The 12,292-nt window shown below is 62.9% G+C and carries 10 protein-coding genes and 1 pseudogene; 3 read left to right on the forward strand and 8 right to left on the reverse strand.

Annotated features, from left to right (window positions below; translation table 11 throughout):
* Window positions 1-32: 32 nt before the first annotated feature.
* From KVT39_RS38095 to KVT39_RS26135, 6 genes and pseudogenes are all read right to left on the reverse strand, one after another.
* Window positions 33-155, reverse strand: a pseudogene (locus tag KVT39_RS38095) (peroxiredoxin); the annotation flags it as partial.
* Window positions 156-237: 82 nt separating this feature from the next.
* Window positions 238-1,242 (reverse strand): DedA family protein/thiosulfate sulfurtransferase GlpE, encoded by a 1,005-nt coding sequence (locus KVT39_RS26115; protein WP_217590529.1) that lies wholly within the window; start codon window positions 1,240-1,242, stop codon window positions 238-240.
* Window positions 1,243-1,533: 291 nt separating this feature from the next.
* Window positions 1,534-2,805 carry a patatin-like phospholipase family protein gene (locus KVT39_RS26120; RefSeq protein WP_034182462.1) on the reverse strand — a complete coding sequence of 424 codons (1,272 nt, stop codon included), beginning with the start codon at window positions 2,803-2,805 and terminating at the stop codon, window positions 1,534-1,536.
* A 10-nt stretch (window positions 2,806-2,815) separates the two neighbouring features.
* Entirely contained in the window at window positions 2,816-3,598 is a 783-nt protein-coding gene (locus tag KVT39_RS26125; protein ID WP_034182461.1) for a 3-hydroxybutyrate dehydrogenase, read from the reverse strand.
* A gap of 15 nt (window positions 3,599-3,613) precedes the next feature.
* Window positions 3,614-4,393: an acetoacetate decarboxylase gene (locus KVT39_RS26130; RefSeq protein ID WP_217590584.1), complete on the reverse strand. Its 780-nt coding sequence runs from the start codon at window positions 4,391-4,393 to the stop codon at window positions 3,614-3,616.
* Window positions 4,394-4,711: 318 nt separating this feature from the next.
* The gene (locus tag KVT39_RS26135; RefSeq protein WP_131949356.1) at window positions 4,712-5,713 is read right to left on the reverse strand and encodes a bestrophin family protein; all 1,002 of its coding nucleotides are present in this window, start codon (window positions 5,711-5,713) and stop codon (window positions 4,712-4,714) included.
* A gap of 376 nt (window positions 5,714-6,089) precedes the next feature.
* Between KVT39_RS26135 and KVT39_RS26140 the strand changes: the two genes are divergently transcribed.
* Complete coding sequence (locus KVT39_RS26140; protein WP_175749227.1) at window positions 6,090-7,298, forward strand: NAD(P)/FAD-dependent oxidoreductase; 1,209 nt, start codon at window positions 6,090-6,092, stop codon at window positions 7,296-7,298.
* Window positions 7,299-7,401: 103 nt separating this feature from the next.
* On the opposite strand, the gene KVT39_RS26145 is transcribed toward KVT39_RS26140, so the two are convergent.
* Together KVT39_RS26145 and KVT39_RS26150 are read right to left on the reverse strand one after the other, a co-directional pair.
* Window positions 7,402-7,902: an Ohr family peroxiredoxin gene (locus KVT39_RS26145; RefSeq protein ID WP_034182457.1), complete on the reverse strand. Its 501-nt coding sequence runs from the start codon at window positions 7,900-7,902 to the stop codon at window positions 7,402-7,404.
* A 391-nt stretch (window positions 7,903-8,293) separates the two neighbouring features.
* Window positions 8,294-9,814: a PLP-dependent aminotransferase family protein gene (locus KVT39_RS26150; protein WP_105393305.1), complete on the reverse strand. Its 1,521-nt coding sequence runs from the start codon at window positions 9,812-9,814 to the stop codon at window positions 8,294-8,296.
* A gap of 193 nt (window positions 9,815-10,007) precedes the next feature.
* Here KVT39_RS26150 and KVT39_RS26155 point away from each other — a divergent pair, with 193 nt between their 5' ends.
* Together KVT39_RS26155 and KVT39_RS26160 are read left to right on the forward strand one after the other, a co-directional pair.
* Window positions 10,008-10,751 carry an SDR family oxidoreductase gene (locus tag KVT39_RS26155; RefSeq protein WP_034182456.1) on the forward strand — a complete coding sequence of 248 codons (744 nt, stop codon included), beginning with the start codon at window positions 10,008-10,010 and terminating at the stop codon, window positions 10,749-10,751.
* 102 nt (window positions 10,752-10,853) lie between these two features.
* Entirely contained in the window at window positions 10,854-11,960 is a 1,107-nt protein-coding gene (locus tag KVT39_RS26160) for a LysR family transcriptional regulator (protein WP_254640643.1), read from the forward strand.
* Window positions 11,961-12,292: the final 332 nt, after the last annotated feature.

Here is a 12,292-nt window from a genome sequence, read left to right on the forward strand (position 1 = left end):
GCAGCTGTCGACTGCACATCGTTGGCGTGCAGTCATGCCGACACCGTGATGACACTGCAGATTCCCTGTCGCGTCATCTTCGTATAGGGGCACAGGCGTTCCGTGTCGCGGACAAGACTTTCCGCGACATGCTGGTCGACACCCGGCATGACCACCGCTGCGTGGCGGCGCGCCAACCTGATGGGGTGGAGTCGCGCGGTGCACGGATACTCGGGCACGTTTCGGACGCGACTGCCATCAAGGCGTGAAAAGCGTTCGCTCTGCTCCGCTGATTGCCGCGTCATTCATCGCCATGACCGGCTCGACGTCGAAACCTTCGACACGCCATGCATCGATCCCGCCAGTGAGCGGCAATGCAAGCTTGACGCCGGACAGTCGCAACTGCCTGGCCACCGATGCCGCAGACACTTCGTGCGGGCACGCACAATAGATGACGAGCGTCCGGTTCGCCCCATAGCGTTCCATGATCTGCCCGGGCTTGCGTTCATCGGCAATCACGGCGCCAGGAATGACGAACGGATCGCGCATGCGTCGTTCGGTGGAGCGGATATCGATCACGACCGGCCGCGGATTGTTCGCGAGCAACGCATGCAACTCACCCGCGCTGATCCGCGCCTTCCCGAGCGCATTTGCCAACGTAAATCGCCGGCAGTAGCGATACGCGACATACAGCAGCGGTGCAATGCCGACGACGATAAGCGCATGCCAGCCGAGACGGGCGACGAGGGAAAAGATCACGTCGACCTGCGAAGCGAATATGGCGCCGATGGCCAGGCCGACCGATGCCCAAAGCGCAACGCCGGCGCAATCGTGCAGGACGAAGGAGCGCAACCTGACGGCCATCGCGCCGCACAGGGGAACGGCAACGAGCGACAGGCCAGGTACGAACCGCGCAACGACCAGCACGCGGACGCCCCAGCGCCCAAAAAAGCGCTCCGTCGTCCGCACGCACGTTTCACGCGACTGCGACAATTTGCAAACTGTATGAAGCGTGCGCTTGCCGTACCGCTTGCCGCCCTGAAACCAGACCAGGTCGCCGAGCACGCCGCCAATCACGGCGGCGCCCAGTATCGCCGCGAAATGCAGCAACGTCGCCGATGCAACGTGTGTGACGAGCGCAATGCCCGCTCCCACCATGATCAATGTCGGTATGGCAGGCAAAGGCAGGCCCAGCGAAGATCCGAGCACGTTCAGGAATACGACCAACGTGCCATACCGTGCGATCAGTTCATGCGAAATCATGATGCTCTCCTTGTGGCATGCACGTACCGGTCTCGAAAGTCGTTCATTGTGCTGCCGCAAACTGCGGTGTCCGACGCTGCCTCCGGACTTGCCGTCATCGAAACAGTCCGACATATCGAGTCGGCAACGGAGACAGCCGGACCGCACATCGGAAGACGCCCGGCCCGGGAAAGTACCGTTCGCTCGCATGCTGGAAAACGCGGCGGCGCCGTGCGCCGAGGTTCTCCGCCTTCGCCGCGGCCATGCCCGACCAACTCGAATGGAATGACCGGGGGAAGAAGCCGATACGCGCTACCTGGCGGCGGACGGCTCTTTCTCCGGCAAGTGTTTTGATGGCGCAAGCGTGTCCTTGCCGGGCCCGGCAGTTTCATTGGCATCCTGTCGATAGCGGTGCACGTCGCGCGTGACGAAGCCGATCTCGCGGCTCGGAATCTCGAACCACTCGGGGTGTCCGAACGAACGGCGAATATCCTCGAGACCGCTCGCCCAATGCTCGCGCATTGTCTCCTTGCTGAATTCGTAGTCCTTGTAGTGCCCCTCGAACGACTTGTTCTTGTAGATCAGGTGCACGACATTCACCGCGCTGCCGTCCGCCGTTTTCTGCGCCTCCTGCAACAGAGGGTGCGCAAGCCGCACGTGTTCTGGTATGTGTTCGAGCAGCGCCTTGATCATCTGCGCGTGCTTCTGGTTCTGCGACATGAACGCGGTGATGGCTCGCGTGCGGCTCGAATATTGAATGTCCTTGGTGCGCTCGCTGACATCGAGGAAATCGCCCGGCAGCTTGCCTCGCGAGCTCCACAGGTCGATCTGGAAAACGAGCGTGTCCTTGTGCTGGCTTTCTCGGATGATCTCGGTGAGCGGCGTGTTGGAAACCAGCCCCCCGTCCCAATAGAATTCGCCGTCGATCTCGACGGCCGGAAAACCCGGCGGCAGCGCACCGGAGGCGATGAAATGCTCCGGTGCAAGACGCATTTTCGAATTGTCGAAATAGACGAGATTGCCCGTTCGCACGTTGACGGCGCCAACGGATACGCGAATGTTCCCGTCGTTGATGCGATCGAAGTTTGCGTACCGCAAAAGCGTTTCACGCAACGCCGACGTGTCGTAGTGGCTGACCTGGTCGGGGCGCTTCCGGCCGATCCCGGCGAAAGGCACATGCATGCGCGGGGAGAAGAACCCGCTCTGACCTTCCATCAGCGTGCGCGTTGCGGCCCATGCGCTCGACCACTTGCGACCGATGTGTTCGAGCCCGGGCCATGTCGGCATGAACGCGCCGATGTGCGAGAGCGCATCGGCCGGCTGACTGATGGTGTTCCAGAAGCCGCGTAACGCTTCCGCTCGATCCGCGGGCGCATTGCCGGCGATGATCGCCGTATTCAGCGCACCGATCGATACCCCGGATATTCTCGTCGGCTCCACGCCGACTTCGGCCATGCCTTCGTATACGCCGGCCTGGTATGAGCCAAGTGCGCCGCCGCCCTGCAGCACGAGCCCGATTTCGTCGTAGGCGGGGAGATCGATGCGATGGGGGTGCTTCAGCTTGTTACGCTGGCTCGAATACATGGTTTTCTCCTTACTGCATGAACCAGCCGTGGCTGACGACGATCGATTGTCCGGTGAGCGCGTTCGATTCGACGCCGGCGAGGAAGGCAACGGTGTTCGCGACATCGGCCAGCGACGTGAATTCACCGTCGACCGTCTCCTTCAGCATCACGTCCTTCACGACCTGCTGTTCGGAGATTCCCAGCGCCTTCGCCTGTTCGGGGATCTGCTTGTCGACCAGCGGGGTTCGGACGAAGCCCGGGCACACGACATTGGCGCGCACGTTACGCGGCCCGCCTTCTTTCGCGACAACCCGTGCGAGACCGAGCAACCCGTGTTTCGCGGTCACGTAAGCCGACTTGAGCTGCGAGGCTTCGTGCGAATGCACCGAGCCCATGTAGATCACCGAGCCGCCCTTGTTCGACGCGTACATGTGCCGGATCGCGGCCCTGGTCGTCAGGAATGCACCGTCGAGGTGAATGGCGAGCATCTTCTTCCAGTCGGAGAATGCGTAGTCCTCGATCCGGTTGACGATCTGGATGCCGGCATTCGACACGAGCACATCGATGCCGCCCAGCCGGTCCACCGTTTCGGCCACACCCGCATCGACCGCTTCCTCGCTGGTTACGTCCATCGCGACCGCAAGCGCTTTCCCGCCATCGGCAACGATATCGTCGGCGACCTTTTTAGCGTTCGCGAGATTCAGATCCGCAATTACCACCGCTGCGCCGTCTTTCGCGAGCTTGCGCGCGCACACTTCGCCGATACCGCTTGCCGCACCCGTCACGAGTGCAACCTTGTCGTTCATTGACATACGTCCTCCGGGAGGTTACTGGTTGACCGCGAGTTTCAACGACTCGGCAGGGGCGAGATAGTCATAAGCCACTTCGCCGATATCGAGCGTGAGATTCGCAATGACGTGACGTGCGCCGATCACCTTTCGAACCGGCAGATCGGCGACCGATGCGAGTGCATGGGGATGCAGTTCGAGCGCTACAGGCCCCTCCCAGGCACCGATCACGTCGACATCGCGCAGGAAGAAGCGCACGAGTTCGCAGATGCGCGCCGAACCATCGACGTGCGGAACGACCTTGAGCAGATAGTTGGGCGTATCGGCGAGCTTGCGGCGTTCAGCCGCCGTGTCGAGGGCGCGATACTTGTAACCCATCGTTCCGGTGGCGATGCGCTGCGTGCCGTAGTCGAGCGTGCCGAGCAGGGTGTCCTTGCCGTCGATGCAGAGCTTCGGCGAAGCCAGCTTCTTGGGAAAGCCCCAGATTTCGCGTCCGGCTGCGATCGGGCCTTCGTCGTCCAGATACATCGCGTGCGTGAAGTTGGCGCGATTGCCGTCCTCGTCGAGCACGGAGATCACCTGGCCGCTTTCCGTGTAGTCGCCGAATCCCGACGAATCGGGCATGCGGATGAACTCGTAATGGACGATTGCGTGGTCGACCGTCAGGGGCTCGGGGACGACGGCCCGAAGCGCGTCCATGTCCGTCTCGTACGAGATGATGAAGTACTCCCGGTTGATGAAGCGGAAGGGCGGACGCGGATACGCCGGGTTGTGCACGGGCATCGCAAAGGCGTTGTTGCGGATATCTTCTTCTGTCACGGATCGTTCCTCGCTTGGTGAGGTGCTGCGTAACACCCGTCGCCACGGCTTTTGCTGCCGCGGCGAATGACGAGCGATCGCGCAAGGCAATGAGGACTCGCCGCGCGCGTTCGCACGTTTCTCTCTTACGGTGTCGCGTCGTTTCCCGGATCGCATCGGGCAGCGCGAGCGGCCACCGTCAGGACCAAGCGTAGGTGATGTCGTGTTGCGGCAGTAGCCCTGAAAAGGACCTCACCGTGTTGTCTCGGCGACAACAATCAACGACAGGAGGGCAGATGCACAACGATGAAACATGCCGGCCTGAATACACCGGATTCCCTATAACGCGATGACCGTCTGGCTCGACGGATCGCCGGCATGTTCTCCGAGGATATTCTTCAGATCGCGCTCGATCGAGCTGCACATCGTCGAGATGGGAACGTCGTTTGCGCCGCCCTCGAACGGATTTTCCGTGCTTTCCCCAACCTGTTCGAGCGATGTGTACATCCACGATACCGCGACGCTGCACGGCACGACCAGCCACACCATGTTGCCGTGCATGAAGCCGCTCACGCCGTCGTTCAGTCTGTCGAATTCGTGAAGCAGTCCGAACGGGAAGGAGAAGCAGAAGAACCTCACGAACAGCGAGCTGACCGTCGCATACTGGCGTGGATAGGGAAAGTTCTTGAAACGTTCCGATTTCGACTGGAGATCGATGAAATCGCCGACAAGCTTTTGAAGCTCCATATAGAAGCTTGAATTCAGGTGTCCTGCCCGGTGAAGCATCCTGAGCGAGCTCCCTTGCAGGCTCAGCACGCATGTCGGGATCGAGGCGGAAGAAAGCGCTTGAGCCGTTTCGGACGGAGACAGATATTCCGGCAATAACTTGCCGAGATCCTTTTCCCACTCCGGAACACGATAGAACCGGCGATATTCGGCGTTGTAGCGTTTGCTCGTGCTTTCCCAGACAAGCGGTCGACGCAGGTCGTATCGCAGCGCGGTCAGCCAGGCCAGGTGCCGGTACACCAATTTCCGGGCAATCGCTTCATCTTCGACCAGGTCCCGTGTGAGCTGGCCCCAGCGGCGGCTTTTGCTCAGTATGTCGGTCCAGATGTCCAGGGCGTCCATTGCCCTGTTGTACGTTTGAACGTTCTTGAAGCCGACGATGAACGACGTTGCCGTTCCGAGCAGCACTACGATCGTAAGGGGTACGGATAACCATGTGAATGAGAAGAACTTGTAAAGCACAACCGGGACGGAGCCGCAAATAAGAAGTTCGTAAATTTTCCAGCGAGTCCAGATCAGGAACTCGGAGAATTTATACGATTTTCCAAGATGCATTTTTTGTGCCTCGGGATATTGAAGGTGACGGTGAAAACGGTTTGCCGACAACGTGCGCGGCCGCGCGAATCCCCGCTCCGTCCGACCACGGCAGGACCGCTTCCCGGACGCTGCGCATTCGGTCTTCGTGACGTATGGGCGGAAGATCTTCGGTTATGCATGATGCCCGACGCTTGATTCGGCGGAACAGAATTGATTGGTGCCGAAGAGGCAACACCATGAGCCCGATCGCAGGTCTACCGGGCCAAACCGTGCCGACCTACGATCACTTCGGGCGGCGCTCGTGAAGAATCGCCGAGTAACGAAGCAGGCACCCGTTGCATCGAGTTCGGTGCCTGTCGTCGATCTTGCAGTTTTCCAACCGAAGGCAAAAATCATGTCTCAGAAAATCTTGATCGTGGGTGCCGGCTTCGCCGGAGTGTGGGGTGCACTGGGTGCGGCTCGCGCACTTGACAAGGCCGGTGCGGGAAGCAGTGACGTGGAAATCACGTTGATCTCCCCGAAACCCGAATTGCAGATCCGGCCGCGGCTGTACGAAAGCGAGCCGCAACGGATGGCCGCACCGCTGCTGCCGCTGCTCGATGCTGTCGGCGTGAATTTTGTCGAGGGCAGTGTCGAGGAGATTTCCGTCCGCGAGAAGACGCTCAGCGTTGCCCTTGCCGATGGACAAAAGCGTTTGCTGGCGTATGACAGGTTGCTGCTGACCAGTGGCAGCTCGTTGAGCAGACCGCCGGTTCCGGGGCTGGCGGAACACGCGTTCTCGGTCGATCGTATTGAAGACGCGGTAGCGCTCGACGCGCATTTCGCAGCGCTGGCGAAGCTGCCGGATTCTCCGGCACGCAATACGGTCGCCGTTGTCGGCTGCGGCTTTACGGGTATCGAGGTCGCCACCGAATTGCCGAAGCGCTTGCGCGAGTGGTTTGGCGCCGACGTTGCGAGTCGCGTCGTCGTGATCGGAGCGCAGGACGATATTGGTCCCGATCTCGGCCCCAATCCTCGGCCGTACGTATCGGAAGCCTTCGACTCGCTGGGCATCGAAACCGTACTCGGATCGCGCGTCGTGTCGGTCGGGGCAGACGGCGTTCGCACCGAGTCGGGCACCCATGTCGAAGCGATGACCGTGATCTGGGCCGGCGGCATGCGTGCGAGCTCGCTGACGGCGCAAGTTTCGTCGCATCTTGACCCGCTCGGGCGCGTCGAGGTGACGCCCGATCTTCGCGTGGCGGAAGCCCCCCACGTGTTCGTGGCGGGAGATGTGGCGCGCGCCCGGAGCGACGATGACGGGCACTATGCATTGATGTCCTGTCAACACGCGATCGTGATGGGGCAATTCGGCGGGCACAACGTCGCCGCCGATCTGATCGGGTTGGCCACGCTGGAATACCGACAGCCGTTCTATGCGACCTGCCTCGACCTTGGCGAATGGGGCGCGGTTTACTCGGAAGGCTGGGATCGTCAGATCAAGCTGACGCACGCGGAAGGAAAGGTGCGCAAACAGGTGATCAACACGCAGTGGATCTACCCGCCGGCGCCGAATCGTGCCGAAGCGTTGGCAGCGGGTAACCCGCAAGCGTCGTTCGATTGACCCGTTCGCGCCGCCTGAGCGGCTGCGATATGCGCAGCCACTCAGGCGGGCGGCAGCGATGAGCGTCTTCGACAGACTATCGCGTCGCCCGCCGGGCGGCGAGTCAGTCGACGACGGTCACGATATTGACCGACCCTTGTCTGGCCATCTTCGCATACGGGCACAAGCGTTCCGCAGTTCGAACCATCTCTTCCGCCGTGCTTCGATCTACACCAGGCATCCGGACCCGCGCATCGATGACCAGTGCATAGCCGCCATCCATCGGATCGCGGCCGAACGACACTTGCACCTCCACGACCGTGTCGGCGATCTCCATTGCGGCGCGCTTCCCGATCAGGTTCAGCGCCCCATGGAAGCACGCGGCAAAGCCCGCCGCGAACAGCTGTTCGGGATTGGTGCCGTTGCCGGGGCCGCCGAATTCGGCGGGCAGCCGCAGATCCACGGCAAGGTTCCCGTCATCCGAGCGTGCCACGCCGGATGCGCGGCCGTGCCCCGTCTCGCCGCCGGAAACCGTGACGGTCGTCGTATAGAGGGGATGGAAATCCCGGCCCCGATACCGGTCGAGGAGGGAAAGCGGGGGGGCTTGCAGCTTCTTGTCGTGCATGATGCATTCTCGAGTTCAAGGACGCGCATTCCGATCCCGCTGATCGATTCGTCGAAGCGTCTTGCGCAGACGTGCCGCACTGCCCGGGCAGACATCGTCTTCGGGAAATGGCATGGAATGAACGGTCGTATTAGGAATGCGGCAATCGCGTGGTGCAGCCCGATTCCCGGTGAGTCCGCGGGACAAAGACGCCCCATGCTAAAGGAGTACGGGGGGCGGCGGTATGGTTGCCGACGGAGACATGATGTTTCCCGTTCGACACCAATCCGGACCGACAGCGCCTGGCTGTCGCCGGGGCGCTTCATGACGATTGCGCCGATCCCGTTCGCCAGCCCCGGCAAAACGCGGGTGCGGGCTCGTACCGCCGAGTGCGACGGCCGCGTGCCGGGCTTCAGCGATCCACGCACGCGCGCAGCGTGTGCGCGAGGCGACGCGCTTCGCCGGCATCGGCGATGTTCGCGAATCCGATGACGAGGCCGCGCGGCGTTTGCCGCGTGCGGCTGTTCGCATACCAGATGGACAGCGGCAAGATCGCGAGCCCCGCGTCCCGCGCGCGCGCGGCAACGGCGACGTCGTCGACCGGGCCGTCGGGCCCTTCGGGGAACTGCACCGCGAACTGGATGCCGCCGGCTGGCAATTCGACGATCAAGCGCTCGCCGAACGCCTGCTGCAACGCGTGCACGATCAGCGTGCGTCGCTCGCCATACAGCGTGCGCATCCGCTTCAGATGGCGGGCAAAGTGGCCCTGTTCGATGAAATCCGCCATGGCCGCCTGCAGGAGTGTCGGCGAGCCGGCGTTCATGCTGCTCGCGACCCGTTCGACGCGCTCCACGGCGCGCTCGGGCACGATCGCGTACGCAAGCCGCAAACCGGGATACATCGCCTTGCTGAACGTGCTGCAATAGATCACGTGATCCCGCCGGTCGAGACTCTTCAGCGCCGGCAGCGGGCGGCCCAGATAGCGAAACTCGCTGTCGTAGTCGTCCTCGACGATCCAGCCCGACGCTTTTTCGGCCCAATCCAGCAGGGCGATGCGCCGGGCAAGCGACAGCGTATGCCCGAGCGGGCTCTGATGCGACGGCGTCACCAGCGCGAAGCGCGCCCGTGCGTCCAGTTGCATGCCGCGCTCGACGTCGATCCCTTCGGCGTCCACCGGCACCGGCACCAGCTGGACACCGGTCTCGGACAGAAAACCGCGTGCGAGCAGATAGCCGGGATCCTCGAACCATACACGGTCGTCCGGGCGCGCGAGGCTGCGCAGCACGAGTTCCAGCGTCGCGCGGTAGCCGCCGGTGACGAACACCTGTTCCGGCGAGCAGGTGACGCCGCGCGACAGGGTCAGATAGGTGGCGATGTGCTCGCGCAGCGGCCGGTAACCGAGCGGATTCGGGTAGCCGAGCAGCGCGCGGTCGCTGCTGCGCGCGCGCAGCGACACGAGCCGGTGCCATACCTTGCGCGGAAATGCGTCGAGCGCCGGGAGCCCGGGCTGCAACGGACGCGGCTCGCCGCTCAGCGCGACGGCGATCGGCTGCGGGCGCGGCGGAGCTTGATTGCCGGGCGGCATGTCCGACGCCGGTTGCGAACCGGCGTCTGCGGCGCGCTGTGCCGGTTCGACGGCCCGCGCGGGCAGCGAACCCGTCAGCGATATCGGCAGGGACGGCGACACGAATGTGCCTGCCGCGCCGCGCATTTGCAGATAACCCTCGTCGACCAGGATCGCGTAAGCCTGTTCGACGGTGCCGCGCGCGGTGTTCAACTGCGTCGCCAGGCCGCGCAGCGCGGGCACGCGATCGCCGGGACGCAGATGGCCCGCGGCGATCGCGGTTCTGAACCGCTCGCAAATCTGCAGATAGACCGGCAACTGATGGTGCCGGTCGATTTCGATGGTCAGGGCGGGCGTTGACGCGGACATCATGGCCTTGTGGATCGCGGGAACGGACACGGCATGGACTAGTTTGATCGCCGATTCTTGGCTCTTATCGATAGGACATGATACTTCCACAATTGCGCCATGCGATGTGACGGGTATGACCTGCTTCGTCGGAGACGGCGCCCGTCACGCGCCCCACGCATTCAAACGAAATCCTTTCGTCAGGAGATTTGCGATGAAGATCGTTGTCATCGGCGGCTCGGGCCTGATCGGCTCGCGTGTCGTCACGCTGCTCGGCGAAGCGGGCCATCAAGCGCTCGCCGCATCGCCGCGCACCGGCGTCAATACCATCACGGGCGAAGGCCTGACCGACGCGTTGACCGATGCGGACGTCGTCGTGGACGTGGCGAATGCACCATCTTGGGAACCACAGGCGGTGCTGGACTTCTTCCGTACTTCGGCGCGCAATCTCGGCAAGGCCGAAGTGGCCGCAGGCGTGCGCCATCACGTCGCGCTGTCGATCGTCGGCTGCGACCGGATGCCGGAGAACGGCTATTTCGCGGCCAAGGTCGCGCAGGAGCAGGCGATCGAAGCAGCGGGCGTGCCGTACACGATCGTGCGCGCCACGCAATTCATGGAGTTCATCGGCGGTATTGCGGATTTCGGCACGGAAGGCGGTACGGTGCGCATCGGTGACGGGCTGTTTCAGCCGATCGCCGCGGAAGACGTCTCGGCGCTCGTCGCACAGATCGCGCTTGCCGGGCCGCTGAACGGCACGGTCGAGATCGCGGGCCCGGACCGCGCGCCGTTCGCGGAGATCGTCGCACGCTATCTGAAATCGGTCGGCGACACGCGCGCCGTGGTGACCGATCGCGACGCCCGCTACTACGGCGGCCGCGTCGAGGAAAAATCGCTGGTGCCGCTCGGGAATGCGCGACTCGGTCGCATCGGTCTCGACCAGTGGCTCGCAAGAGGCTGATTCGCGTTTCGCAAGGAGGGCGGTTCGCAGGCGTACGCGTGCGACGTGCAATCGGGATGAGCGGGATGAGCGGGATGAGCGGGATGTCTGGGGGCAGCGGAAATGAATCAATCGGATACATCGGAGCACGGCGTTCGTCGTGACTTGCCAGGCCGCGCCGACGCTTTGTCAGCGAGCTTCGGTGCAAGCTATGCAGGCATCCTTGCGTTCGTCGCGGTGGCGAGCGAGGGGAGTTTTACCAAGGCCGCCGAACGTCTCGGCGTCGGCCGGCCGGCCGTGAGCCGGAACGTCCAGAAGCTGGAGGCGCAGTTGAGTACGCGGCTGTTCCAGCGGACCACGCGCATGACCGAACTGACTTGCGAAGGCCAGCGATTCTTCGAGAACTGCCACCAGGGCGTCGCGCAGATCGTGGAAGCCATGAACGACATGCTGGAACTGCGGGAGGGACCGCCGCGCGGCCTCATTCGTATCAGTTCGGCGGTGGGATTCGGCAGGAAAGTCGTTGCGCCGCTGCTTGAATCGTTTGCGAAGGCCTACCCGGACATCGTTATCGATCTACTGCTCGACGACCGGCCGATCGACCTGGTCGCGGAACGGATCGACGTGTCGTTTCGCAACGGACGCATCGAGGACTCCAGCATCATTGCCCGGCAACTGATTCCGATGCAGATGGTGCTGTGCGCGGCGCCGTCGTACGTGGCGAGGCACGGGCTCCCGAAGAGTCTGGCGGATCTCGACCGGCACGAGTGCATCAACTTTCGATTTGCGAGCGGCCGCATCTTCGAATGGGAATTCAACGTCGACGGCCGAGTACAAAAGTACTTGCCGACGTCCCGCCTCACGTTCAACGACACGGATCTGGTGTTGCGTGCGGTTCTGAGCGGATCGGGCATTGCGCAGATGGCGGGCTATCAGATTCGCGACCATCTCGCGTCGAACGAGCTCGTCGTCGCGCTGGCGAAGCATGTGCCCGACGATCGCGGGCACTATATCTGCTATCTCAGCCGGCAACATCTTCCGACGCGCATTCGAATTTTCGTCGACTTCATGACCGAGCAGATACGTGCACTCGACCTGAACTGCATGACGCAGTTCAACCCGGACAGCCCCGATGCTTCGTCAGCCGAACTGGCAGCACGACGAAGCGGTGAAGGAGGGCCGTCCGGGCCCGTGCACGCGGCCCCGCATCCGATTGCGCTCCGCCGTTGATCCCGCACCGAGATCCGTTCGTACACGCTGAAAATCCCCGTTTCCGACTCGCCCGACAACAGCGCACCGGCGGCAGGCCGTTCGAGTCGGGCGCGATCGCGCCGCAGCGCCGGCGAGCAGCCGCGTGCTCGCCGGCCATTCCGCTTCCCGTCATTTCCCGAAACCGCCGCTTCCCCGATTTCGGCCGGCATCCCCACTTTTGGGGATGCCGGCGCCGGACAGTCCGCCTACGATTGGCAGCAGGGCATCGGGGGATGGATGTAACCGGAACGCACGGGCAGGGTTGCCATTCCGTGTCGAACGCCGGGAATGCCCACGCAGTTGACTGACGC

The sequence above is a fragment of the Burkholderia sp. GbtcB21 genome, assembly GCF_019091065.1.
Classification (GTDB): domain Bacteria; phylum Pseudomonadota; class Gammaproteobacteria; order Burkholderiales; family Burkholderiaceae; genus Burkholderia; species Burkholderia pyrrocinia_C.